This window comes from Leucobacter denitrificans (assembly GCF_014396385.1).
GTDB classification, from domain to species: domain Bacteria; phylum Actinomycetota; class Actinomycetes; order Actinomycetales; family Microbacteriaceae; genus Leucobacter; species Leucobacter denitrificans.
Genome location: NZ_CP060716.1, coordinates 1,801,016 through 1,824,903, shown reverse-complemented (window position 1 = coordinate 1,824,903; position 23,888 = coordinate 1,801,016). Strand labels below are relative to the sequence as shown.

Here is a 23,888-nt window from a genome sequence, read left to right as displayed (position 1 = left end):
TAATTGCGGTGATCTGCATAGTGAGTAAGCGATTTTCTCGCAAAGAAGAGTGTCCGAATCGAATGGGAGGTTGCTAACGACTCGAGCTTTCGCTACCAATGTCGGAAATGTTTCATATTAATAATGCACAAAATTTAAATATGGCATAATCTAGGGTTTGTGAACACTATCCGACCTGCATTAACCCCATCGGCCCCGATGGTCTATTTGGCAGAAGAACAGCTTCGACGAGACCTCATCAATGGGCGACTCGAACCAGGGGCTCGCCTGAAGATGCAAGAGCTACAAGGGTTGTACGGTTTTTCCAGCACACCGCTTCGAGAAGCACTCAGCCGACTTTCGCAAGTGGGTCTCATCGAGGCCGATGCGCGTCGAGGATTCAACGTACCTCCCCTTTCAGCTGAAGATTTTACTGATATTACACACTTGCGCGTCTTGATTGATACCAATGCACTTGCGCGTTCTATCCAGTTCGGCGATGACGATTGGGAAGCGAATGTTGTCGCCGCATTCTACAAGTTGGAGAAAATCGAGACTCGACTGGGTTCAGGCCCGGTAGCACTCGATAGCGATTGGGCTGATGCGCACAAGACTTTCCATATGGAGCTACTCTCCTACGCTCAATCCCCTCGCTCGTTGCAACTTAGCAACATGCTCTTTGATCAGGCCGATCGTTATCGCCGAGTCTCAGCAAGAATGCGCACGCGCCCTCGTAACAAGTCAGACGAACATAAGATGATTATGGAGGCCGCGCTCGGACGCGATACTGACAAAGCATGTGAGCTGCTTCGCAACCATATTCGTCACACATTGAGTAACGTCATTGACGCATTGATTGCTCAGAGCAAGGTGCACAAGTCGTCCGACGGTCTTGTGGATGCGTGATAACACCACCTCACCGAATCTCGACTTCGTTTAAGTTCGAGCCCTTACATGATCAACCTCATATCGACAGCGATCCTGCCGATCATGGTGCTCTTGGGGCTTGGGGTCTTGCTCAAGAGACACTTCCTCAAAGAAGAACCGTTCTGGCGAGGCCTTGAGTGGCTCAGTTACTTCGTTTTTGCACCCGCGCTATTCGTTTCAACCATCTATAACGTTGACCTCAGCATCATTCCCACCGGTTCTCTCGTCATTAGCCTGGTTGTTCCCATTGTCGCGGTTGCCTTATTAGTTATTTGCAGTAAGCGACTACTTCGCATTGACGGCCCACAACTAACCTCTCTGTTGCAGGGTTCTGTCCGGTTCAACACCTACATCGGCCTAATATTCGCATCTGCGTATCGCGGCGACGAAGGAGTCGCGATCTTTGCACTGGCGTGCGCAATCGTCGTTCCCCTCGTCAACATCATTTGCGTATCAGCGCTAGTGCACTGGGGGAAGCCCGCGCACGGTTCTCACAAAATTTCCTTCTTCGGGAGTTTGGTCAAGAATCCGCTCATCATCTCCTGCGCCGTAGGCTTCTTGCTGAATGTTTTAAACATTCCTATACCTGATCTCGTAGTTGTGAGCCTCGACCTTGCCGCTGCTCCGGCACTTGCTTGCGGAACTCTGATTGCTGGTGCGGCGCTTCGGTTCGTTGCCACACGCCACGACGTCGTTCTCATGACCGTCAGTGTGGCTGTGAAACTCTTCATACTGCCGCTCAGCGCCGCGCTCATCGCGGCCAGTCTCGGGGTGACCGGCACCACGTTAATCTGCATCATCCTCATTTGCGCTGGTCCAGCCGCACCCACTGCCTACGTACTTGCTTCGATCATGGGTGGGGACAAGCGACTTATGGCTGCCATTTCGGGTTGCCAAACTGTCTGCTCGGTTGGAACACTGCCAGCCGTGCTTGCAATTGGCCAACAGTTCGTTTTCTAAATAAGCCGACGGATCGTTTAATTCTTTTGATCGCTGCTCAGTTTTGCCGTTAACTGAGCAGCCGCTTCGCGCACTCGTTCACCCAAGCCATCAAGAATCGTGAACGCCAATGAGCCTATGAGCGCGATCGATGCGACAGTCACACCATCAGCAAGCACCGGTGCGCCAACGCCGAACCGGCCCATCTTCCAATCACCCTTGCTCAGCACGTATCCCTGCTCGCGAGCCGACACCAGCTCTTCAATGAGTTGCTCCTTGTCGCACACGGTTGCGGGCGTATACCGATCCAGCTCTTTATTTCCCAGGATGCGCTCGATCTCTGACTCAGATCTATTGACCAACAGGGCCTTGCCTATCGCCGTGGCATGCAGAGGTAGTTTTCTACCAAGTTCTTTCGGAACACCGAATTCAGCGGAAAACACCTCGTCAACAAGCATGGCCTTGCCGCTCACCAAGCATGCCAGATTGCCTGAGAGCCCGGTCTCGGAAGCCAGACGGTGAAGCAGGGGCGCCGCCTCAGTGCGAAGAAACCGCAGCCAAGGGCTAGAACCGCCTAGCGCAATCACTCTCATACCAAGGTTGAATCCGTGCCCAACTTGCGTGAGCGCCCCGAGATCAACGAGCTTCCAACAGGTGCGGTGCACCGCGCTCGTTGAGATGCGCGTACGTTTTGCGATCTCAGTGATCGAAAGAGGCTCTTCTGCTGCAGCGCACGCCTCGAGTATCTCTAGCGCACGTCCGATGCTCGAGTACTGGCCTCCACTCGACGAGGCCTGCTGTGCTTCAGACATACGATCACACCTCATCTAACTTTCCCAGTTATCGGGATTTGCTTGTTTTAGTGTAGTGCCCCCTGTGGTTGACTATCGAGCAAGTCAGCAAGTTTCATCTGGAAGGATTTCAGGATATGGGTATTCGCCCAGCAACCATTGGACACATCGGTTTGGTCGCACAGGATGTCGATCGACTCGTCGACTTCTATTGCCGGATTCTGGGAATGGAAGTTTCAGACTGGCTCCCATTCCCCGAGTCATCCCCCTACGACAAGGGCGCATGGCTCCGCTGCAATACCGAGCACCACGTTGTCTCAATCTTTGGACTCAAAGGCGAAGCGCCGACCGAGGCAGCAAAAGGTCAGCCAGGTACCTGGTCAAACGAAAAGGACAATCTCACCGCGAAGCCAGGATTGCACCACATTGCATTCGAGCTCTCGGACTTTGAAGACCTCCGTCGTGCGGCAAAGATTTGCCGGAAAGAGGGCTTGACAATCCAGGGAATGCGCAAGGGAGGGCCAGGAAGCCAGCTTCGTATGTACTTCTGGGATCCCGAAAACAACCTCATTGAGCTCTTTTGGGCGATGGATCAAATTGGGTGGGATGGTGTCACGAGAACACCCGAGCCCATTGAGGAAATTGACATTGAGACGTTCGATATAAAGGCCTGGATTCGTGAGAAGGGCTCGATGTACAGGTTTGCGGCCACAAACTACCCGCTCGACGAAGCCGAGTAAGCGGAACTGACAAATAGGGCGAAGGCCGGCGAGGGGAACTCCCCCGCCGGCCTTCGCTTTCGCTGTCTCTAGGACCGCATCACTCGCGCAACTTAGTCGGTCGACTCGTGAATGTCGGTCGCGGTGTCTCCCGCGCCAGCTGCGTAGCCCTCGCGCAGGAACTTGCCGAGGCCCTCGTCAACGTTCGTCCAGTACTGGAAGAAGCGCTCGCGGATCTCGTCGATGGTGATCGCGTTTGCCTGGCCGAGCAGCGTGCTGTGGAACGCCTCGCGGTCTTCCGTGGTGAACACGTCGCGGTACAGGATGCCGGGCTGTACGAAGTCACCGTCATCTTCGCGCAGGGTGTAGGCGGCGCGCACGAGCTCGCCGTCTGACTCCCAGCTCGCCTCGACGCCAGCCGCAGCGTCAACTGCCGGACCGCCTGCCGCGCCGAACGAGTTCGGGTGGTAGACGCGCTGCTCTGCGGGCGGGAAGTGGTACTGCATGTTGCCCTGGTGCATGTAGTTGTTGGCCTCGGTGGCATGCGGCTGGTTGACCGGCAACTGGTTGTAGTTCGCACCGATGCGGTAGCGCTGCGCGTCTGCGTACGAGAACACGCGAGCCATGAGCATCTTGTCTGGCGAGATGCCGGTGCCCGGAACCTGGTTGCCCGGCGAGAACGCAGCCTGCTCGATCTCAGCGAAGAAGTTCTGCGGGTTGCGGTTCAGGGTGAAGGTACCCACCTTGATACGCGGATAGTCCTTCTTCGACCAAGTCTTGGTGAGATCGAACGGATTGAAGCGGTAGGTCTTCGCCTCTTCGTACGGCATGATCTGCACGTATACGTCCCACGATGGGTATTCGCCGCGCTCGATCGAGTCGAACAGGTCGCGACGGTAGTAGTCAGCATCGCTGCCCGCGATCCGCTCTGCCTCATCGCCCGACATTGGCACAACGCCCTGCTGTGACATGAAGTGGTACTTCACCCAGAAGCGCTCGCCAGCCGCGTTCACCCACTGGTAGGTGTGTGAGCCGTAGCCGTTCATGTGGCGCCACGACTTCGAGAGGCCGCGCGTGCCCATGACGTAGGTGACCTGGTGTGCCGACTCTGGCGACAGTGTCCAGAAGTCCCACTGCATGTCTGCGTCGCGCAGACCCGATGCACCGAGTCGCTTCTGCGAGTGGATGAAGTCAGGGAACTTGATCGCGTCGCGCAAGAAGAAGGTCGGGGTGTTGTTGCCGACGATGTCGAGGTTGCCCTCGGTCGTGTAGAAGCGAAGCGAGAAGCCGCGCACGTCACGCCAGGTGTCGGGCGAGCCCTGCTCACCAGCAACAGAGGAGAAGCGAATGAGCGTCTCGCTCTTCGCACCCTTCTGGAACACTGCGGCGCGGGTGTACTGCGACACGTCTTCGGTCACCACGAACTCGCCGAATGCACCAGCACCCTTTGCGTGCGGGTTGCGCTCGGGCACACGCTCGCGGTTGAACGCAGCCAGCTTCTCAACGAGGTAGCGGTCGTGAAGAACGGTCGGGCCGTTTGCGCCAACGGTGAGCGAGTGCTCGTCGCTAGCGATCGGCGTACCGGTCTGGGTGGTAGTGATCTTCTGTTCTGTCATGATGACCTTTCTGAACATTGGGTCGGACGGTGAGATGTTTGGGAATCTATGAAATCTGTGGCGTTGCGTGAGTGGCTTACGCTGCCCGACAGGTCGGGCACACTCCGTGGTACGTGACCTCAGCGGTGTGGATCGCGTAACCGTACTGCTCCGATGCCGTAAGGCACGGGGCTTCGCCCACCGCGCACGGCACGTCTTTGATTTCTCCGCACTCGGTGCACACGAGGTGGTGATGGTTGTCGCCGACCCTCCGCTCGTACAGCGCCGGACTGTTTGGCGGCTCGATCTTGCGAGCGAGGCCGACTTCGGTCAGCGCCGAGAGCACGCCGTACACGGCCTGCAGCGAGGTGCCGTCGAGGTCTTTTGCAACCGCATCAAAGACGTCAGCGGCGGTCCAGTGACCACCGCGCGCGAGTACCTCCATGACCGCGCGGCGCTGCGCCGTAGAGCGTAAGCCGACAGCATTGAGCTGCTCGCTCAACTGCGTCGGATCTACTGTCTGCGCCTCGGTCATAGTGCTCCAAGCTTAGCACCTTATTTTGAATCACTCAAGATAAGATTTGGCGTGCACAAGTGAGCTTCAGGCGAAAATCTAGCGTCATACGAACGATTTCGGCGGCGGGAGTTCGCCTGGTGCTCCAACTTCGCCTGACGCTAAATCGCTCACCGGTCACTGCACACGACAACAGCACGCGACTGGAGCTTGCAGACTCAACGCTTGTCGACCAACGTGCACGTCGTGAGGAACGAAATCAGCTTCGTTCCGTCGTCGGTGCGGAATAGCTCGTCGAGCGCGACATTGAACTCCTCCTGCCGCGCGTACGGGATGTTGATCAACTCGAACCCCGCCTGGATCAGCGCGCCAGTCATCATAATCCTTGCGGTGCGCTTGTTCCCGTCGAAGTAAACTGGGACCGGGTCGCTGAGGCGAAGTACGCCAACGCACGCTCTCTCGGGTCGCTCAGCTTACCGAGTGCGGCCAGCAGGTTTGCGTAGTCGAGCTGCAACTGAGCCCCGTTCTTACCGGTCGGGTCTCCCTCGACGGTTCCGCCGCCAGCAAGCCTGACGGAACCGCCACCGTGGACGCTGCCCTCGCCACGGAAGTTACCCGACTCAATCGCCTCGTGTTGAGCGACGACACCGTGAACCCGTTCGCTCATCTCCTTACTAAGAGAGAAGGAACCGTTGCGCACCGCGCTGATCATCAGGCCCATACCTTCGCTCAGCGCGAGGATCTGCTTTGCCTGTTCGGGTTCCTTCCCCCGACGGTCACGCCGTTCAGCAGTGCCTGCACCTGCGAAAGCGTGAAGGTGTTACCCCCCCAGTGCCGCCGCATTCCAAACCAGCACGGGCAGCGACTTCTCCAGGTGGAACAGGGACCTCTCGACCTCGGACGGCTTGATGAGATCGAAATCAACGAAGCCCTGCTGCCAGGTGATCCGCCCCGTGCGAAACTTCCGGATGTCGTCGCCGACGAACGTGTCACGGGTGGAGGCGCCCGCCTGGTGTCGTTCGCGGTTCTTCGCCACGCGCTTAGCGAAGTCCGCTGAGGTCATGACCCAATTCTGCGGTGGCTTCTCCTCGTCGCCCATGGCTCTCACCCGCCTTCCGTAATTTCGTAGGCCTATTGGTCGTAGCCCAGCCCTGCCGCAAGGATTCGGCACCTGTAGCGCGAGCGCGGCAGCCCCAGAGTGTTCTCACATCAAAACGGCACGAAAAAGCGGCTGACAACGATCTGAGATCATTGCCAACCGCCAGTTCAATTTACTTCTTGTTGTCTCACTTACCGCAGAAACATGCGGCTAAAAAGGGTACTGTCCGCACCCAGTCCGCAAGAGCTACGCTAGTTCAATTCTCGCCTCTTCCATCAGGCCACCCGCTGCACCCCTGGTGAGGTCTTCAGCGGTCTTCCACAAGTGCGAATATGTGTTCAGTGTAATCGTCGCGGACGAATGCCCTAACGCTCGCTGAACGGTAACGACGTCGCACCGCGAAGCAATCAACCCTGAAGCGTAGAAGTGCCTGAGATCGTGCAGGCGCAGATCATCAAGACCAGCCTTCACCTTCAGCGCGCGCCAATGAGGCTCGAGATAGCCACGACCAGGCCCGTCAGGCGTAGTCGAGAACAGCCATTTCTCAGCACCGCGAACACCCCAATTCTCAACATGATCAGCAACGAGATCGAGCAATTGTTGGGGCAAGTACACGACGCGACTACTACCGTGCTTCGGCGACTCGAACTCGCTGCCGCCGTCAGCCTGGCGCACCTGGCGCTGCACGTTCAGCGTCTTCGCGTCGAAGTCGAAGTCGCCAAGCTGCACCGCGACCGCTTCACCCCGACGAAGGCCAGCAAACGCGCACAATGCGACAAGTAGCTTGAGTGGCCGCTCGGCCATATTGATTAGCGTGCCGACCTCATGCACGTCAGGCACGACCATCTCTTCGCTACGCTCGGCCTTCGGTGGCTTCACCCCCATCGTCGGGTTGCTCGGAATCAAACGATCGTCAACAGCAGACTTGAGCACCATCTGCATGAAGCGCATGTTCAGCTTGATCGTGGACACAGCAAGACCCTTGTCATGCAGTGACTTCACGAAAGACTCGATGTGAGACTTCTTGATCGCCTTGATCGGCAAGTCTTTGAAGTCGCACCATTTGAGCGCGTTGTGCGCGGACTTGCGGGTTGCTGGTGCCCAGACCTGCCGCTCTTCCCATTTCCTGAAGTAGGCAGCAAGAATGATCTCGCCAGCCTTCGGGTCGACATACTGCCCAGTAAGGATCGAGGCGTCTACCTCTTTGATCCACTGCTGAGCGTCGATCTTGCGCGTGAAGTGCCGTGCGTGCTCTTTACCGTCAGGGTCGCGATAACGAGCCCGGTACTTCCCGTTAGGACGCTTCGTAATGCTAGCCACGTGTGTCTCGGCTGTTCAAGAATCTACCTGCCGTTGATTCTTCACCCTGCTCAAATCGAGCCTCTGTCTCTGCTACCAAATTGCGCGTCTCTTCCACGAGATCAATCTCAACAAAGTCGAGCACGTTTCGACGGAGCCACTTGACAGGCTTAAGAAGTTCACTGCCCTTCGGTTCAGATTCGATAACTTCATCAAGCACTTCAAGCATCTTCGGTAGCGACTGCTGATGACGAGAAACATCGACCACCGCCTGCCGGAATCTAACGAATCTATTCCGCGCCTCATTATGCCGACGAGACACCAAATCAATAGCCCGGTAATTGTCGCTAGTCGTCACAAGCGCCGCCATAGGAATATCGAAGTAACGGGCAAAGACTGTTGCCTCCCCAAGCCGAACCGGCCTCGTACCCAACTCAATCCGAGACAGGGTCGAAGTATTCATGTAACTCACACCATGATCCACAAGCCACTCCACGACCTGAGCTTGCGTATGTCCGCGCTCCTCACGCAGCTCGCGTAGGCGCTTGCCGAACAGTGACTCTAGACCGCTCTCTTCATCCATGAAGATAAGCCTCTCACAAAAATGGTTGTGAAAGTTGCCCAAATATGAGATTCGTTGTGCTAGTCTCATTCTTGCAAGCAGATCGCTCGCAGAAATGGGAGTTCTAATGAGTACCACGCAGGAGTTAGCGTCACCGCGCTTCTACTTCGTCAAAGAAGTAGCAGCAGAGCTTCGTCGGTCCGAGGCGGCTACGAGGTGGTTAATCCACACAGGCCAGATCAAGACCGGAAAGCTCGGAGGCCGCACAGTCGTCTCCGCAGCTGAGCTTGACCGCTTTATCGAGGAGGCATTCGATGCACAGTAACCAAGAAAAAACCCCCTACGCGAAACAGTTTGGCGACAGTCGCGAAGAGGGTAACCGAAACCCCTACGAAGGAGAAACGATGAATACCAGTATCCCACACCCCTCAGACAATTTCGATGCGCTCTTCGTGTTGCACGTAGGCCGCAACCGCGTCTGGGTACAACCCGCCAGCCTCGCAAACGGTGAGTCGATCATCGAACTAACCGACGATCTCACCTCGAACATTCTCATGAAACCGAATGAAGCCCTGGCCGTTGCTGCCGCTCTTCAATCAGTCGCAACGCACGTACTCGAAGAAGAGTCCCGCTTCATCAGACGCTGCACGGAACCCGGCGCGCCTCAGCACGAGGAGGCAATCTAAATGACATTCCCATACATCGACGGATACAGCCCCATGATCGAGATGTTCCCGATCCACGGCGGCTCTCTCACCATCGACAGCGGCATCACTGAAGACGACCACCCCGTCGTCATCATCAACGACCAGCCGCTCGACGAAGACGAGGTCATGGTGCTCGTTCGCCACCTGCTCGTCAACCTCGAGCACGCTCGGCACATGTATTTCGAGAGGCACAACAGACTCGAACCAAAGCCGCTCGTCGAGGGCGACGCTGAATAACGACAAGGGGGAGCGGCCAAGCGGTCGTTCCCCCCACTACTTAGGGAAGGGGGAGTCATGACACTGTCCGCAAGAAACTGGGCGTGGGATGTCAACAGGTTCAATCTCGGCAACAAATTAGTTCGCGACCTGAAGCCTGGAGAAAAGCTGACCCTACTCGCTATTGCAGAGTCTGAGAATGCCGAATACGGCTACGCGTTCCCCAGCTACGACTACCTAGCCCAAATGACTTGCCAGAGCGTGCGCACGATCCAAACGCACGTTAAGACTTTGGAACATAACAACGCCTTCAAAATCGAGAAACGAAAATCACGCAAGGGCAAATGGCTCAACAACGTCTATGTGTTGAACGTGCCAGAAACTTATCGAGCGAAAGACCCTGAGTGGCAGCGCTACCAGGACGGCTGGTCGGAGGCTCGAAGTGCTTAGGGCCAGTGGCAAGACTTGCCGATATTCCAGTAGCAAGAGTTGCCGATGGAGCACAGAAACCACCGGCAAGAATTGCCGAAATCACTGCCACCATAAGCAAATCTCTCGCACCCACCGGCAAATCTCGCAAAACAAACCGGCAAATCTCGCGCAAAGAACCGGAAAGAATTGCCTACTACCAGTAAGTGACCAGTTCTTATTAGTGATTCTTGATCAGCTTTGTTTTCTTCGAAAACCAAGGGCGAAGGAGAAAAACAAAACTCTTCCAAAGACTCATACGAATCTCGCGAACAATCCAATGAAGGAGAAAACACCATGAGTCGGAAGTTTCCGCGTGTGAGAGCAGCACACTACAACTACAAGACCGGGGACACGTCACGCCCCGTCATCGCTATCTACTCCGGCAAAAGGATCGTCGCGTTCATCGAGTACGGCCCCCGCGTCTACGCCTTCGTGAACCGCGTACACGACCTCGCTGAAGAAGAAGAGGCCCGGTCATGAAACTCTGCACCGCCCCCACCAACGACGGACTCTGTGGCGAACCATCCGAAGAGTCACGCTGCCCACAGCATCCACACGCACAACCCACGAAGCGAAGCCGCGAAGAACGAGGCTACAACGATGCTTGGCGCAAACTCTCACAACGCGCTCGAGCACTACAACCCTGGTGCTCAACCTGTGGCACGTCTGAAGACCTCACAGCAGACCATCTCGAATGGCCAGCAACAACACTGAAACACGTCGACGTACTCTGCCGCCCTTGCAACGCACGCAAGGGAGCACCCACCGAAGCAAACGACCCACGGGGGAAGACCCACACCACCCCGACTCCCCACCCCCGCGGCCAGGCATTTAGGTTTACACAATTTGAGAACGGTTCTCAATTAGGGGGTGATTCTGGTGGCAAGGGCTGGCGCTAAGGGTGCGATTACGGCTGACCCGTTGGACTTCACGGGCTGGCCTGAACCGGGCTGGCAGCGTCTTGTTCGGTTCGCTGAAGAGTTTGTGATTGTGCCGAAGGGTGTGGGCGCTGGCGAACCGTTTGAGCTTCGTGAGTGGCAGGTCGAGATCGTGAAGGGTCTCTTCCCTGAGTCTGGTCGACCGCGTACCGGCTTAGTGTCGTTGCCCCGTGCCAATGGGAAGACGACGCTTGCCGCGATCATCGCGTTGTATGAGTTGTTCGCGTCTGGCACGTTGTCGCCGCAGGTCATGGTCGTTGCTGGCACCGAGCAGGTCGCTCGGCACACGCTGAAGATCGCTTCACGAATGATCGAGTTATCGCCTGAGCTTGCTGAACGTGCTCACTTGCTGCAGGCGTCGATCAAGGTGCCGCACACTGGCGGGGAACTACTCACCGCAGCGTCGACCGTGGCCGCGTTGCAGGGCTTCGACCCTAGCCTGCTGATCGTTGACGAGTTACACACGGTCACGGCTGACGATTGGGAAGCTGCATCATCGGTCGCCGGTAAACGACCGCAGTCGCTCACCCTGGCGATCTCGACGCCGTCTGACTCACAAGACTCAGTCATGTTCGAGCTGGTCAAATATGGCCGGCTAAATGAAGACCCGTCGTTCTACTTCAAAGAGTTCGCCGCCGACCAGGGCTGTGATCTCTTCGACCGTGAGCAGTGGGCGAAAGCTAACCCGGCGCTGGGTGACTTCCTCACCGCCGACGGTCTGCTCTCTGTCGCGAAGACGATGCGTGAAGCGGCGTTCAGGCGTTACCGGCTCGGCCAATGGGTCGGCGCTAACGACTCGTGGCTGCCCTTCGGTGTCTGGGATGCTCTCGCGGTCGACCGGCATCTGAAAGACGGCGAGAGGGTTGTGCTCGGCTTCGACGGGTCGGCCTCTGGCGACTCGACGGCGCTGGTGGCTGTGACGCTCGACTTCCATGTTGTGCCGCTCAACATTTGGGCGAACCCTGGCGAACCTGGCTGGCGCGTGCCGCGTGGCGACGTGGGTGACGCGGTCGCTGAAGCGTTCGACCGTTACGACGTCGTCGAGCTTGCTGCTGACCCGTGGGGTTGGCGCTCTGAGCTTGAAGAGTGGGGCAAACAGTTCGGCGACCGTCGCGTCGTCGAGTTCAATACCGGCTACCGCAACCGTATGGGGCCAGCTGCTGATCGTGTGTATGCCGCTGTCATGGAGAAGAAATTAACCCATAACGGTGACCAGCGTCTTGCTGAGCACGTTCGCAACACTGTCGCGCAGCAGACCGCTGTCGGCGCTCTTGTTCAGAAGGACAAGAAAAACTCACCGCGGAAGATCGACGCGACTGTCGCGATGATCGCCGCTTTCGACCGTGCCGCCTGGCATGGCCGTAAACGATCAAGAAAGGCGGTCTCGTTTTGAGCACGCAAACTATTCTCGAAAATCTGTCGGCAAAGCTCGACGAATCGCAGTCGCGACTCTCGCAGCTCGATGCATATTACGAGGGCCGACAACCCGCAGCGTTTCTGTCACCGAAGTCGCGTGAAGCGCTCGGCTCACGGCTGAAGGTGCTGGGCATCAACTTCCCCCGCTTGCTCGTGTCGTCGGTCGCTGAGCGTATGCAGGTGACCGGCTTCAGGGCAATCGGTGAAGACGCTGCCGACGACCAGCTCTGGCGTATCTGGCAGGCGAACGATCTCGAATCGCAGGCGCACCTCGCTCACGTCGACGCGCTCACTTATGGGCGCTCGTTCGTGTTCGTCTGGGCTGGCGCTACAGGCCCGCTGGTGACCGTCGAAAGTGCTCGGCAGGTGTCTGTCGCAACCGACCCGGCAACGGGCGTTGTGAGGGCTGCTGTGAAGCGTTGGGAAGACGGCAAAGATCATCATGCTGTCGTCTATGAGGCTGACAAGATCACCCGCTACCAGGGCAAAGAGAACGCGCTGAAGGTGACCGAGATCATCGACAACCCACTCGGTGAAGTTCCCGTCGTGCCGCTGGTGAACCGTGCCAGGCTGCTCGACGTCGAAGGGTCGTCAGAAATGGCTGACATTCTCGACCTCACTGACGGACTCGCGAAGATCATGAGTGACGCGATGGTCTCGTCGGAATACTTCGCCAGGCCTCGCCGCTGGGTGACCGGGCTTGAAGTTGTCGAAGACGACGACGGCAACCCGATCAACCCGTTCAGCAACGAGGGTGACCGGCTCTGGCAGTCTGAAGACCCGGCGACCAAGTTCGGCCAGTTCGACGGCGCACGCATCGACGGCTATGGCGATCTCGTCGCGATACTCACTCAGCAGATCGGCGCGGTCTCAGGTCTGCCGCCGCACTATCTCGGCCTGAATGGTGACCAGCCGCCAAGTGCTGACGCGATCCGTTCGGCTGAAGCTTCACTCGTCGCGAAGGTCATCTCGAAGCAACGCACCTACGGTCGCGCATGGGCGAAGGTTGCCGACCTCGTGCTGAAGGTTCGCGACGGTCACAATACTCGCGACTTTGAAACGCTCTGGGCTTCACCAGAGACTCGCACCCCGGCGCAGGTTGCCGACGCTGCCGCGAAGCTTGCTGGTATGGGTGTACCGCTTGAAGCTGTGCTCGCTGACCCGCTCGGTTACTCGCCGTCGCAGATTGAGCAGATCAAGCAGGCTCGCAGGTCTGAAGCGCTCGACGCTACAGGTGCTGATCTGAGCGCGTTTCTGGTGACTGACGAATGAGTTACCACGGCACACTAGAACGCCTCACTGACGACGTGCAGGCGAAGGTACTGGCGACGTTTGAGGCGTGGCAGGCTGGCGAACTAACGCAAGATCAGTTCGTGCAGCTTGCCGCCGCTCAGGTGGCACAGGGTAACGCTCGCGCGGTCACTCTGGCCGATCTCGCACTCGCGACCGAATTGAGCGTGACGCTGGGCACCGTGCAGCCGACGGTCGGGGTCGTGGCACCAGACGACCAAGATCGTTTGCGTGACGGCCTGCTGACGCTCGCGCTGGCCGCTGGCACGGTCGACGTTACGGCACGACTGGCAAGGTTCGCGTTCGCTGAACCTGCCGCTGCTGCACAGCGCGGCTGGAATGACGCTATGCGTGAATCTGGCGTCGTCATCGGCTGGGTGCGACGTCTAGACCCTGGCGCGTGCGAACTATGCGCGTCATGGGCAAGAGGCGGCTACATGTTCCCGAAAGACCTAACAATGATCCATCACCCCGGTTGCAGGTGTACCCCGCAGCCAATCACTGAGGAGGAAAAATGAGTGAAGAGAACACCGAACAGGTAGTAAGTCAAGATTCTGACTTACCGGATAATCTGGAATTCCGGAATAGCGATACTTCCGAATTTGGAAGTAGCGATCATCCCGAATCCGGGACGTTGGACGGTGACACGTTCCCCCGCGACTACGTCGTGAAGCTACGCGACGAGAACGCGAAGTACCGGCAGCGTGCTCAGGATCGTGACGAGATCGCGACTCGCCTGCACACTGCTCTTGTTGCCGCTACTGGGCGTTTGGCTGACCCTAGCGATCTGCCCTTCGACAATGACCATATTGTTGACCCCAACAAAATGGTCGAAGCTATCGACGCGCTGCTCAAAACGAAGCCGCATCTTGCAACACGCAAGCCTTCAGGGGACATTGGGCAGGGACTGTCGGGGGTATCCGATACGTTCAGTCTGAGCGCTCTGCTCAAAAACAACGCAAGCTAGCAAAGGGGCAGCAATGAAGATGAAGTACCGGCTGAAGTACAACGGCGACACCTACGTGTTTGACGAGCACCCACTCAAAGGTGTCGACGTGACCAAGCCTCACATGCTCGACCTGACGACAGCGAAGGGCCAGAACGTCTCTATCTTCATCAGCCCTGAGATTCCAATGCAGGTCATCGAGGTCGAAGACAAGCCGCGCGGCGCTAAGTTCATGTAGAAATACCCCTATGGGGTATACTTGGGGCAGGTCTTGATGGCCTGCCCCTTTCGTTTGGACTGACTCCAACGTGACTCATTAACTGTCTACCAAGGTGGACATCTCACGTTAGGAATCATCATGGCCGTATCAACCGCCAATGCACCAGAACTCACCGCTGAACAGGTGCAGTCAATTCTCGTCAAGCCGCTCGAGCAAGCATCAGTCTTCCTCTCAGCTGGCCCCCGCATCTTCGACACCGACGGCTCACCCGTTCGCGTACCAAAGCTCGGCGGCGCAACCACCCCCGACTGGAAGGGTGAAAACGAGCAGATCAGCAACGACGACGTCGACTTCGACGAGATCGTGCTGCTGCCGTCAACCATCAAGTCAGTCAAGACGCTCACCCGCTTCAGCAACGAGCTTGCACGCCAGTCGGTCGTCAGCCTCGAAGCAGCGATCAAGGATCGTCTCGTAAAGGACGTTGCCGACAAGCTCGACGCAGCGTTCATCGGTGGCGCAGCACCCACCGAAACCGTACCGGGCACCCCTGACCCACAGACCACCCCGACCGGCATCATCAACTATGCAGGCGTGCAGGAGATCACCGGCGTCGGCGCTATCGGCCTCGACGACGTGCTCGACGCATGGGGCAAGCTGCTCTCAGGCAACGCAAACACCGCTTCAGCGAAGTGGCTCATGCGACCAGAGACCTTCATCGAGCTTCGCAAGATCAAGCAGGACAGTGGCTCGAATCAGTACCTACTCACCCCTGATGCAACCCAGGACGGCGTATTCCGCCTCTTTGGTTCACAGGTCATCGTCACCAACCGTATTCCGATTATCGACGACACTCAGGACACGACCAGCGCCGTGCTCGCAGACTTCAGTCAGATCGCCGTCGCACGCGACCAGGCACCGACCGTCAAGATTCTTGACCAGACTTTCGGTGACTACGACCAGCAGGCGATCCGTGTGACCGCACGTTACGACGCGCAGCCGCTCAACCCTGAAGCTGTCGTCGTGCTTCGCGGCATCAACATCGGCTAATCATGGCTGCTGTTACTGCTGCTGACGTAGCAAAGTTTCTCGGTCGGGGTGGCGATACCAGCCTCGTCGCCCTGGCCGGGGATCATCTGCCGCTCGTCACTGAAATGGCGCGTATGCACACCCGTGGCGTTGGCTTCGACGACGGGGAGCCGAACGACGCGATCGCGGCCGTCATCGTCTCAGCAACGGCACGGCTCACGAATAATCCTGAGCTGTTGCAGTCTGAGCAGATCGGTGACTACTCGGCGCGTTACACGACGTTTCAGGGCTGGTCGATCCTCGAGCGTGCTGTACTCGACGCGCACCGACGCAAGGCCGCCTAATGCAGTTACGCGACGAGATCGAGCTATGGGGCGAGACAGGCCCGTCGCCAGGCTATGACGACCGGGGGAATGAGCTACCTGCCCCTGTGGGGAAGATCGCGACGATACCGGCGCATGTGTACTACTCGACCGCTGGCGTGAACTTCGAGTCGGGCTATGGTCGTTTGGTTGCTGTCGAGCAGTTGCGTGCTGTCGTCAGCGATCCTGGTACTGATCTTCAGGCCGTGTCGAGTTGGATCGTTTGGCGCGGGGAAGAGTACCGCGTCGATGGGGTGCTCGACCGTTCAGCGCGTGGCAAGACGCATCACTTGACGATAGAACTCAGCCAACGCACCTAGTCCGCAAGCTGTCCGCACTGAGTCCGCAAGAGTGCCAGTTGCGGACAGTTTGACACCATCATCAACAACCTCAAAAACGGCATAAAAAAGCGGCTGACAACGTATCGCTACTGTTGCCAACCGCCTCTTTTTACTACTTCTTGTTGCGGCGCTGGTGACGCGTCTTACGAAGCAATTTGCGGTGCTTCTTCTTCGACATACGCTTGCGGCGCTTCTTGATTACTGAACCCATTCAGTTACCTCACAAAGTTTCTCGGGCCGTACGGGCCGAACCGTATCGTGGCCCACAGAATGTCTAGTCTACAACCCGAAAGGGCCTCGCGCGAACCGAGTAATTCTCAGGAATGCAATTTGAAGCGAGCAACCAGTTCTTTTACCCGGTGCTCGGCAGCGGCTGCAGCGCGTCCAATTCGCTCAGCGGCTCCAGCTGCCTCTTCAGAAATGATCGCGTCGTCATGGAGACCGTCGGGCCCTGTGACCGTTTCGCCGTCTCCGTTGAGGTACTCGACGGTCACCTCGGTATCGAACCCAACAGAGAGAAACGGAATCACGAAGTCTTCGATCATCTCGAGCGGTTCAGGGTCGAGCGAATAAAAGCGATGCTGCCCTTCTTCGCGCACGGTGACGAGCTCGGCGTCGCGAAGCACCTTCAGGTGTTTCGAAACAGTTGGCTGGCTAATCTCCAGCTGATTCACGATTTCGGAAACACTAATCTCTGACCCGGCACCATGACGCTCAAGCAAAACCTGCAAAATGTCGCGCCTTGTCGCATCTGCGATGACTCCGAAAATGTCTGGCATACAGACCAGGGTATCTCGCCAGGTGTGTAGCATGACAACATTGATCTTGTCGAACGTGAAAGAAGGAGACGTGAGCACGAGCGCACTCGCCCGCAGATCCTCCTTTCAACGCAGGCGTAATTCGTGGTTTCATGCCCTGATCCACACGACACCGGCGCGCTTCGCGATCCTCGTATTCAGTGCACTTGTGCTTCTGTGGACCGCGCTTCTCGCCCTTCCGATCGCGAGCGAAACTGGCGAGATGACGCCAATCTCAGACGCGTTCTTCACCGCGGTCTCAGCCATTTGCGTGACTGGCCTCGCCACGGTCGATATGGCGACGCACTGGTCTGTATTTGGTGATGTCGTCGTCTTGCTGGGCATCCAGATCGGCGGCGTGGGCGTACTCACGCTCGCGAGCCTTCTCGGGCTCACGGTAACCCGCAGGCTCGGGCTCAGGCAGCGACTGATGGTCGCGAGCGACACGAACCCAAATCGCACCGCCAAGGGCGCCTCAGAACGCCAGGCGGTGGGTCTCGGCGATATTGGTGGCTTGCTCACGGCGGTGGTGCTCAGCCTCCTCGTCATCGAGGCAACTCTCACCGCACTCATTCTTCCCCGTCTACTCACCGACGGCCTGGGCTTTTGGAACGCCCTCTGGAAGAGCTTCTACTTCGCCGCCTCGGCCTTCACTAACACCGGCTTCGTTCCGCTCGACGATGGCCTCACCGAGCACCTTGGCGATTACTACCTGTTGAGCGTGCTCGCGCTCGGTGTGTTCCTCGGCAGCATCGGGTTCCCCGTCATCTTTGCCCTTTACCGAACGCTGCGAAGCAGCTCGATCCGCCGTAACCACATCGGCCTACACGCGAAGCTCACGCTCACCGCGACGCTCGCGTTCTTCATTCTCGGGTGGCTTCTCATCGGGTCGCTCGAGTGGAACAATCCGCTCACGCTCGGCTCAGAGCCGCTCGGTCGCACGCTGTTTGATGCGGGGTACATGTCGGTCATGACCCGCTCGGGCGGCCTCGGCACTATCGATCCATCCGAAATGAACGGTTCTACGAGGCTCGTCATGAACATGCTGATGTTCGTCGGTGGTGGATCGGCATCGACCGCTGGCGGCATTAAGGTCACAACGTTGGCGGTGCTGTTTATCGCAGCCTACGCCGAAGCACGCGGATACAAAGACATGCAGGCGTTCGGGCGCCGCATTCCGAACGAGGTGCTCCGCGTCGCCGTCTCCGTGCTTATCTGGGGCGCGACCATCGTGCTCGTCGCCACAACAGCGATCATGCACCTCGCCGGTACCACTCTCGATGAAACGCTGTTCGAAGTCATCTCGGCCTTCGGCACGTGTGGACTCTCGACCGGCCTCTCAGAAGCCCTGCCCGATTCGGGCAAATACATTCTTGCCGCGACGATGTGGGCGGGCCGCGTCGGCACCGTCACGCTCGCCGCGGCCGTCGCCGCTACGAGTCGCTCACGCATGTTCAGACTCCCAGAAGAAAGGCCGATCGTTGGTTGAAATTCGAAGTGATGAACCCGTTCTTGTAATCGGGCTGGGCCGGTTCGGCGCCTCGACAGCCGGGCAGCTTGATCGTCAAGACCGTGAGGTGCTCGTGGTCGATACGAACCCTGAGTTGGTGCAAAAGTGGGCGGATCGAGTCACCCACGCAGTGCAGGCGGATGCGAGGTCGATGGAGGCACTCGAGCAGATCGGGGCCGACGAGTTTCAGATCGCCGTCGTGGCGACCGGTGCGTCAATCGAGGCGAGCGTGCTCATTGCCGCGAACTTAGTGGATCTTGGCGTACCGCAAATCTGGGCGAAGGCTATCTCGCACTCGCACGGCAAGATTCTCGAGCGCATCGGCGTGAATCACGTGATTTACCCCGAGCGCGAAGCTGGCGAGCGCGTCGCGCACCTGCTCTCGGGGTCGATGCTCGACTTCATTCAGTTCGACGACAACTACGTCATCGCGAAGATGTACCCGCCTCGCTCAATTCGCGGCCGCTCGCTCACTGACAGTGGGGTGCGCACCCGATATCGCGTGACGGTCGTCGGAGTAAAAGCTCCCGGGCAACCGTTCACGCACGCGACGCAAGACACCGTGGTTTCTCCGCACGACCTCATCATCGTGTCGGGTACAGCCGACGACGTAGAGCGCTTCGCAACGATCGGTTAGCGCTCCCGGCTGGGTGGCGAGTGCGTTCACCTCGGCAGGTCGGGTCTGGCAGCGAGCGAAGCGAGCCGGAAGACGAGGTGAACGCACTCGCCAACCTGCCTCGCTACCTCAATCGTCCGCGGCGAGTTCCTCTGATCGGCGCACGTTCGCGGCGAGCGCGCGGTCGAACAGTTCGCCCCACTTGGCGTCTTGCAGCACAAAGACTGCCTGCTCGGTCGTGCCTTTCGGGCTCGTGACGTTCTTGCGCAGTTGTTCTGCGCTCTCCCCGCTGCGCGCGAGTAGTTCGGCGGAACCCGAAACGGTTCCTGTGACGAGCACGCGCGCCTGCTCTTCGGTGAATCCCATGCGCAGCGCTGCGGCCGTCATTTCTTCGACGTACAAGAAGAGGTAGGCGGGTCCCGATCCAGACACTGCGGTCACCGCGTCGATTTGGTCCTCGCGCACGACGACAACGTCTCCCACGGTCTCGAAGAGGTTTCGCACGGTCTCCACAGCGCCGTCACTCGCAGTGGATCCACCAGCCACACCCGTCACGCCGCACCCAATGTGCGACGGGGTATTCGGCATCGCGCGCACCACCTGAGCGCCGGGCAGTTCGGCTTCGATGCGCTCGCTTTGCACCCCGGCAGCAACGCTCACAACGATCGCACCCGGGGCAAGATCGGCTGAGATCTCGCGGGCGACGTCGACGACCATCCAGGGTTTCACCGCGAGAATCACGAGCTCTGCGCCGCGCACAGCAACGCGGTTCGCGTCAGGATCCACCTCACCCGAGAGCGCGACAACATCGTCGGCGCCGTCGAATGCGCTTGCGCTCGACGCCGAGCTCGTCGTCACAGTGATGGGGCGCGGAATCTCGACAGCTGGGTCTCGGAGCCCCTGCAATATAGCCCCACCCATCGATCCGACCCCAATCATGACGGTGCGCGGAAGTGAGACGGGGCTGTGTGCTGAGGTCATGATTTCTAGTCTGCCTGAAACCAAGGTGTGTAGGCAGACTAGATCGCGGTGCGGCGGGCGGAAATCTCAGGACGCGCGCATATTCAGCACCTGAGAATGCGTCTCCCCATACACTGAGATCGAGAGGTTACCGCCAGGGAGGCAAACATGAGTGCTCAGGGTGGCACCCGCGCAATAATCGCGGCTCTGCTTGCAAACGTCGGGATTGCGATTACAAAGTTCATCGCATGGGCCATTTCGGGTTCATCGTCGATGCTTGCCGAGGGCGTGCACTCCCTCGCTGACTCGGGCAACCAACTCCTCTTGCTGCTCGGCGGCCGCAGGGCGAAGCGCAAAGCAGACCTCGAGCACCCGTTCGGGTACGGTCGCGTGCGATTCGTCTACGCGTTCATCGTTGCGGTTGTGCTGTTCTCGGTCGGCGGCCTGTTCTCGATTTGGGAGGGCATCTCAAAGATTCGTCACCCGCACGAGCTGCAGCAGTGGTGGCTGCCACTTGTTGTGCTCGCGATCGCAATCGTGCTCGAGAGTTTCTCGCTGCGCACCGCTATTCGCGAGAGCCGTCCGTTCAAGGGCGACTCGTCTTGGTTCTCATTTATCAGGCGTTCAAAGTCGCCCGAACTGCCGGTGATTCTGCTCGAGGATCTTGCAGCCCTCACCGGCCTCGTGCTCGCGTTCTTCGGCGTCGGGCTCACCGCGCTCACTGGCAACAGCCTGTTCGACGCGATCGGCACGATCCTCATTGGTGTGCTGCTCGTTGGGGTCGCATTCATTATTGGTGCTGAGACGAAGAGCCTGCTCGTCGGCGAGGGCGCGACGCTCGAAGACCACGAAAAGATCCAGGTCGCGCTCACCGACTCGAAAGACGTCGAGAAGGTCATTCACATGAAGACTCTCTACCTCGGCCCAGACGAGCTCATGGTTGGTGCAAAGATTTCGCTCGCCTCGACCACCACGATGGCGGAGGTGTCGGTGATCATCAACCTCGCCGAGCGTCGCGTGCGCAAGGCGGTACCTGCGGCGCGGGTCATTTACATCGAACCAGATGTGTGGATCGACCCAACCCTCCCCTCCCCGACCACCAGCTCGATCGTGATGCTTTCGAGCGACTAACGTGTGAAACGCTGCCCATCATGGTGCTCATCGACGATCCCCGCTGGCCCGCCCACGGCAAGCTCTGGGCGCACTTGGTGAGCGACGACAACTTGGAGGAGCTGCACGCGTTTGCGCGCGCAAACGGAATCCCGGAGCGGGGATTTGACCGCGACCACTATGACGTGCCAGCTGACATGCACGCGCAACTCGTCGCTGCGGGTGCAACCCACGTGAGTGGACACGAGCTCGTTCGTCGGCTCATTGCCTCCGGGTTGCGAGTAACCGCACGCGAGCGGCGGGCGATCCACTAACTCACGGCAGCGACTCGCCTACCTACGTTCGGCGAAGAACTCAGTGAGCACGGCAGCGCACTCGGCGGCCATCACGCCAGACACCACCTCGGGCACGGGGTGCGGCAGCCTGCCGTCGCGCAGCAGGTCATAGACGCTCCCCACTGCGCCAGCCTTCTCGTCCCACGCACCGAACACCACGCGCGGCACGCGAGCCGCGAGGATCACCCCCGCGCACATCGTGCACGGTTCAAGCGTGACGACGAGTGTGCAGCCGTCGAGAAACCGGTCGCCAAGCTGGGTTGCTGCCTCCCGAATCGCGATGACCTCGGCGTGAGCTGTGGGATCCACACCGTGCGCGCGGGCATTTCGACCCCGCGCGAGCACCTCACCGTCGGGCCCGAGCACGATCGCCCCCACAGGAATCTCGCCCGCAGCGCCCGCGATTCGCGCCTCTTCGAGCGCCGCCGCCATGGCCGTTCGCTCACCGGGCGATGCTGGAATAGTGCTCACGGCAATAGAATAGGCGCATGCGAGTCTTCGTGGCAGATCACCCACTCATCACCCATAAACTCACCGTCTTGCGCAACGCCAAGACGCCGCAGCCGACGTTCCGTCTGCTCGTTGAAGAGCTCATGACCCTCCTCGCCTACGAAGCGACGCGTGAGGTGCGGGTTGATCCGGTCGAGATTCAGACCCCGATAGCGCCCACAACCGGTGTGCGACTGAGCGAGCCACTACCGCTCATCGTGCCGATTTTGCGCGCTGGGCTCGGCATGCTCGAGGGCATGGTGAAGCTCGTGCCGACCGCCGAGGTCGGCTTCCTCGGCATGGTGCGCGACGAAGAAACCCTCGAACCAACCACATACGCAGAGCGCCTTCCCGACTCGCTCGCTGGCAGGCAGTGCTTCGTGCTCGACCCCATGCTCGCAACCGGTGGATCGCTGGCGGCCGCAATCGAATTTCTCTTTGCGCGCGGTGCCGACGACATCACCGCAATCTGCATCCTGGGCACGCCGGAAGGCGTTGAGGCGATCAAGAGAGCCGCCGGCGATCGCAATGTCACGCTCGTGCTCGGGGCTATGGATGAGGGGCTCGACGAGCACGCGTACATCGTGCCGGGTCTTGGCGACGCGGGCGACCGTCTCTACGGAACTGTCTAGTTCGGCCCCGATTTTGCGGGCCAATCTTAGGGCTCGGCTTGACATATTTGCAATTTGACCTTTAACTTGTCCTTATGCATAGCTCTATTCGCACCCAGTCCGCCTCCGAGGTGAACTTTGGGATGACCGGCATGATGATGTCCGGTCGCGATGCTATGTGCTGCCGAATGTGTAAGTAACCGACACGCACGTTTCATCGAATCTGGCGCTCGGCTTGCTCACAGCACACGTGATCCGCACTATTACCGCGGCCGTAAGAGCAAACACAGAGCGCACCCACACTCGCAGCACATCTCCCGCAACCGGGACACGCATAAGGACTTCATCATCATGGCTCAGAACGCAACCATCACCAAGACCCCCGCTCACCAGACCTCGGCCGCTCATCTCCCCGCCGGTCAAGAGGTTCGCGGCTTTGCCCTCTACGTAGGGCTCGCAGAAGACAAGCTGAACTCGAACGATCCACACCTCGGCGCGATCGTCGCTCAGATCAAAGACCTCGTAGCGCAACTCTCACCCGCCGCAGAAACCTACGCAGCGGTCGCCCTCGCACCCGAGGGCACCGGTGGCCGCGACATCGACGTCGTGCGCCTCGCGCTCGGCGACCCAGCAGCGCACGCACGCCAGAAGCACGACGAAGACCTCGACCGCGCGGCGAGTGGCGTCGTTCTCGACCTTTCGCGCAAGCGCGTGCTGCTCGACAACGTGCCAGCAACGCTCACCTTCCGCGAGTTCGAACTGCTGCAGTTTCTCGTGCTTCGCGAGGGCCGCACAGTCAGCCGCGAAGAGATCATCGAGACACTGTGGGCAGACGCTGAAGGCGAGGAGATTCCGAGCGAGCGCACCATCGACGTGCACGTGCGCCGTCTCCGCGTAAAGCTCGCCCAGTACCAAGACATCGTGCGCACCGTGCGCGGCACCGGGTACCGCTTCGACCGTCACGCAGACGTTTCGATCCTGCACACATCCACGCCGAGCCCAGACGTCTTCTAGCCCTCACGGTGCGATCACGGTAGTGTTTTTGTTACCTGGTCGAGATTTACTCGTCGAGTTCATCACGTGACGCTCCAAAGGAGGAGACC

34 protein-coding genes are annotated in these 23,888 nt (G+C 58.9%); 22 read left to right on the top strand and 12 right to left on the bottom strand.

Features of this window, described 5'->3' with window-relative positions; all coding sequences use genetic code 11:
- Positions 1 to 159 precede the first annotated feature (159 nt).
- Both H9L06_RS08865 and H9L06_RS08860 read left to right on the top strand, forming a co-directional pair.
- Positions 160 to 885, top strand: coding sequence for a GntR family transcriptional regulator (locus H9L06_RS08865; RefSeq protein ID WP_223165187.1), 726 nt, complete (start codon positions 160 to 162; stop codon positions 883 to 885).
- Positions 886 to 933: 48 nt separating this feature from the next.
- On the top strand, positions 934 to 1,866 hold the full coding sequence (locus H9L06_RS08860; RefSeq protein ID WP_187554837.1) for an AEC family transporter: 933 nt from the start codon (positions 934 to 936) through the stop codon (positions 1,864 to 1,866).
- A 17-nt stretch (positions 1,867 to 1,883) separates the two neighbouring features.
- Here the strand turns inward: H9L06_RS08860 and H9L06_RS08855 are convergent, their stop codons facing one another.
- Positions 1,884 to 2,657 (bottom strand): IclR family transcriptional regulator, encoded by a 774-nt coding sequence (locus H9L06_RS08855; protein WP_187554836.1) that lies wholly within the window; start codon positions 2,655 to 2,657, stop codon positions 1,884 to 1,886.
- A gap of 116 nt (positions 2,658 to 2,773) precedes the next feature.
- Here H9L06_RS08855 and H9L06_RS08850 point away from each other — a divergent pair, with 116 nt between their 5' ends.
- A complete protein-coding gene (locus H9L06_RS08850; RefSeq protein WP_187554835.1) occupies positions 2,774 to 3,376 on the top strand; it encodes a VOC family protein in 603 nt (200 codons plus the stop codon).
- Between the two features lie 92 nt (positions 3,377 to 3,468).
- Here the strand turns inward: H9L06_RS08850 and H9L06_RS08845 are convergent, their stop codons facing one another.
- The 7 genes from H9L06_RS08845 to H9L06_RS08815 form a co-directional block, all read right to left on the bottom strand.
- Complete coding sequence (locus H9L06_RS08845; RefSeq protein ID WP_187554834.1) at positions 3,469 to 4,971, bottom strand: catalase; 1,503 nt, start codon at positions 4,969 to 4,971, stop codon at positions 3,469 to 3,471.
- A gap of 76 nt (positions 4,972 to 5,047) precedes the next feature.
- On the bottom strand, positions 5,048 to 5,485 hold the full coding sequence (locus tag H9L06_RS08840) for a Fur family transcriptional regulator (RefSeq protein ID WP_187554833.1): 438 nt from the start codon (positions 5,483 to 5,485) through the stop codon (positions 5,048 to 5,050).
- 197 nt (positions 5,486 to 5,682) lie between these two features.
- Positions 5,683 to 5,841, bottom strand: a complete 159-nt coding sequence (locus H9L06_RS08835) for a hypothetical protein (RefSeq protein ID WP_187554832.1) — start codon at positions 5,839 to 5,841, stop codon at positions 5,683 to 5,685.
- Positions 5,841 to 6,131, bottom strand: a complete 291-nt coding sequence (locus H9L06_RS08830) for a hypothetical protein (RefSeq protein ID WP_187554831.1) — start codon at positions 6,129 to 6,131, stop codon at positions 5,841 to 5,843. Before H9L06_RS08830 ends, H9L06_RS08835 begins: the two co-directional genes overlap by 1 nt.
- 153 nt (positions 6,132 to 6,284) lie before the next feature.
- Positions 6,285 to 6,563, bottom strand: a complete 279-nt coding sequence (locus tag H9L06_RS08825) for a hypothetical protein (RefSeq protein ID WP_187554830.1) — start codon at positions 6,561 to 6,563, stop codon at positions 6,285 to 6,287.
- Positions 6,564 to 6,809: 246 nt separating this feature from the next.
- Positions 6,810 to 7,883: a site-specific integrase gene (locus H9L06_RS08820; protein WP_187554829.1), complete on the bottom strand. Its 1,074-nt coding sequence runs from the start codon at positions 7,881 to 7,883 to the stop codon at positions 6,810 to 6,812.
- On the bottom strand, positions 7,876 to 8,445 hold the full coding sequence (locus tag H9L06_RS08815; RefSeq protein WP_187554828.1) for a helix-turn-helix domain-containing protein: 570 nt from the start codon (positions 8,443 to 8,445) through the stop codon (positions 7,876 to 7,878). Before H9L06_RS08815 ends, H9L06_RS08820 begins: the two co-directional genes overlap by 8 nt.
- Before the next feature lie 106 nt (positions 8,446 to 8,551).
- On the opposite strand from H9L06_RS08815, the gene H9L06_RS08810 reads away from it, so the two are divergent.
- The 13 genes from H9L06_RS08810 (at position 8,552) to H9L06_RS08750 (ending at position 16,336) form a co-directional block, all read left to right on the top strand.
- Entirely contained in the window at positions 8,552 to 8,749 is a 198-nt protein-coding gene (locus tag H9L06_RS08810; RefSeq protein ID WP_187554827.1) for a helix-turn-helix domain-containing protein, read from the top strand.
- Between the two features lie 79 nt (positions 8,750 to 8,828).
- Entirely contained in the window at positions 8,829 to 9,110 is a 282-nt protein-coding gene (locus H9L06_RS08805; RefSeq protein WP_187554826.1) for a hypothetical protein, read from the top strand.
- Entirely contained in the window at positions 9,111 to 9,368 is a 258-nt protein-coding gene (locus H9L06_RS08800) for a hypothetical protein (protein ID WP_187554825.1), read from the top strand.
- A gap of 57 nt (positions 9,369 to 9,425) precedes the next feature.
- Entirely contained in the window at positions 9,426 to 9,797 is a 372-nt protein-coding gene (locus H9L06_RS08795; protein ID WP_187554824.1) for a helix-turn-helix domain-containing protein, read from the top strand.
- A gap of 336 nt (positions 9,798 to 10,133) precedes the next feature.
- A complete protein-coding gene (locus H9L06_RS08790; protein WP_187554823.1) occupies positions 10,134 to 10,298 on the top strand; it encodes a hypothetical protein in 165 nt (54 codons plus the stop codon).
- Between the two features lie 390 nt (positions 10,299 to 10,688).
- The gene (locus H9L06_RS08785) at positions 10,689 to 12,149 is read left to right on the top strand and encodes a terminase TerL endonuclease subunit (RefSeq protein WP_223165186.1); all 1,461 of its coding nucleotides are present in this window, start codon (positions 10,689 to 10,691) and stop codon (positions 12,147 to 12,149) included.
- Positions 12,146 to 13,444, top strand: coding sequence for a phage portal protein (locus H9L06_RS08780; protein ID WP_223165185.1), 1,299 nt, complete (start codon positions 12,146 to 12,148; stop codon positions 13,442 to 13,444). The genes H9L06_RS08785 and H9L06_RS08780 overlap by 4 nt, the downstream gene beginning before the upstream one ends.
- Complete coding sequence (locus H9L06_RS08775) at positions 13,441 to 13,980, top strand: hypothetical protein (protein WP_187554822.1); 540 nt, start codon at positions 13,441 to 13,443, stop codon at positions 13,978 to 13,980. The genes H9L06_RS08780 and H9L06_RS08775 overlap by 4 nt, the downstream gene beginning before the upstream one ends.
- Positions 13,977 to 14,429: a hypothetical protein gene (locus H9L06_RS08770; protein WP_187554821.1), complete on the top strand. Its 453-nt coding sequence runs from the start codon at positions 13,977 to 13,979 to the stop codon at positions 14,427 to 14,429. The genes H9L06_RS08775 and H9L06_RS08770 overlap by 4 nt, the downstream gene beginning before the upstream one ends.
- Positions 14,430 to 14,442: 13 nt before the next feature.
- Entirely contained in the window at positions 14,443 to 14,646 is a 204-nt protein-coding gene (locus H9L06_RS08765) for a hypothetical protein (protein WP_187554820.1), read from the top strand.
- 120 nt (positions 14,647 to 14,766) lie between these two features.
- The gene (locus H9L06_RS08760) at positions 14,767 to 15,675 is read left to right on the top strand and encodes a phage major capsid protein (RefSeq protein WP_187554819.1); all 909 of its coding nucleotides are present in this window, start codon (positions 14,767 to 14,769) and stop codon (positions 15,673 to 15,675) included.
- 2 nt (positions 15,676 to 15,677) lie between these two features.
- Positions 15,678 to 15,998, top strand: coding sequence for a hypothetical protein (locus H9L06_RS08755; protein ID WP_187554818.1), 321 nt, complete (start codon positions 15,678 to 15,680; stop codon positions 15,996 to 15,998).
- Complete coding sequence (locus H9L06_RS08750; RefSeq protein WP_187554817.1) at positions 15,998 to 16,336, top strand: hypothetical protein; 339 nt, start codon at positions 15,998 to 16,000, stop codon at positions 16,334 to 16,336. The genes H9L06_RS08755 and H9L06_RS08750 overlap by 1 nt, the downstream gene beginning before the upstream one ends.
- A gap of 133 nt (positions 16,337 to 16,469) precedes the next feature.
- Here the strand turns inward: H9L06_RS08750 and H9L06_RS08745 are convergent, their stop codons facing one another.
- Both H9L06_RS08745 and H9L06_RS08740 read right to left on the bottom strand, forming a co-directional pair.
- Positions 16,470 to 16,568, bottom strand: a complete 99-nt coding sequence (locus H9L06_RS08745) for a 30S ribosomal protein bS22 (protein ID WP_005504750.1) — start codon at positions 16,566 to 16,568, stop codon at positions 16,470 to 16,472.
- Between the two features lie 106 nt (positions 16,569 to 16,674).
- Positions 16,675 to 17,136, bottom strand: a complete 462-nt coding sequence (locus H9L06_RS08740) for an ArsR/SmtB family transcription factor (RefSeq protein ID WP_187554816.1) — start codon at positions 17,134 to 17,136, stop codon at positions 16,675 to 16,677.
- Between the two features lie 136 nt (positions 17,137 to 17,272).
- On the opposite strand from H9L06_RS08740, the gene H9L06_RS08735 reads away from it, so the two are divergent.
- Positions 17,273 to 18,643: a TrkH family potassium uptake protein gene (locus tag H9L06_RS08735; RefSeq protein ID WP_187556454.1), complete on the top strand. Its 1,371-nt coding sequence runs from the start codon at positions 17,273 to 17,275 to the stop codon at positions 18,641 to 18,643.
- The gene (locus H9L06_RS08730; RefSeq protein WP_187554815.1) at positions 18,636 to 19,301 is read left to right on the top strand and encodes a potassium channel family protein; all 666 of its coding nucleotides are present in this window, start codon (positions 18,636 to 18,638) and stop codon (positions 19,299 to 19,301) included. Before H9L06_RS08735 ends, H9L06_RS08730 begins: the two co-directional genes overlap by 8 nt.
- A gap of 108 nt (positions 19,302 to 19,409) precedes the next feature.
- On the opposite strand, the gene proC is transcribed toward H9L06_RS08730, so the two are convergent.
- A complete protein-coding gene (gene proC, locus H9L06_RS08725; protein WP_246454346.1) occupies positions 19,410 to 20,261 on the bottom strand; it encodes a pyrroline-5-carboxylate reductase in 852 nt (283 codons plus the stop codon).
- A gap of 147 nt (positions 20,262 to 20,408) precedes the next feature.
- Here proC and H9L06_RS08720 point away from each other — a divergent pair, with 147 nt between their 5' ends.
- A complete protein-coding gene (locus H9L06_RS08720) occupies positions 20,409 to 21,371 on the top strand; it encodes a cation diffusion facilitator family transporter (protein ID WP_187554814.1) in 963 nt (320 codons plus the stop codon).
- Positions 21,372 to 21,388: 17 nt separating this feature from the next.
- The gene (locus tag H9L06_RS08715; RefSeq protein WP_187556452.1) at positions 21,389 to 21,664 is read left to right on the top strand and encodes a DUF4031 domain-containing protein; all 276 of its coding nucleotides are present in this window, start codon (positions 21,389 to 21,391) and stop codon (positions 21,662 to 21,664) included.
- Between the two features lie 18 nt (positions 21,665 to 21,682).
- On the opposite strand, the gene H9L06_RS08710 is transcribed toward H9L06_RS08715, so the two are convergent.
- Positions 21,683 to 22,117, bottom strand: a complete 435-nt coding sequence (locus H9L06_RS08710; RefSeq protein ID WP_187556451.1) for a nucleoside deaminase — start codon at positions 22,115 to 22,117, stop codon at positions 21,683 to 21,685.
- 56 nt (positions 22,118 to 22,173) lie between these two features.
- Between H9L06_RS08710 and upp the strand changes: the two genes are divergently transcribed.
- Positions 22,174 to 22,806: a uracil phosphoribosyltransferase gene (upp, locus tag H9L06_RS08705; protein WP_187554813.1), complete on the top strand. Its 633-nt coding sequence runs from the start codon at positions 22,174 to 22,176 to the stop codon at positions 22,804 to 22,806.
- Positions 22,807 to 23,136: 330 nt separating this feature from the next.
- On the top strand, positions 23,137 to 23,799 hold the full coding sequence (locus H9L06_RS08700; RefSeq protein ID WP_187554812.1) for a winged helix-turn-helix domain-containing protein: 663 nt from the start codon (positions 23,137 to 23,139) through the stop codon (positions 23,797 to 23,799).
- The last annotated feature ends 89 nt before the right edge of the window (positions 23,800 to 23,888 follow it).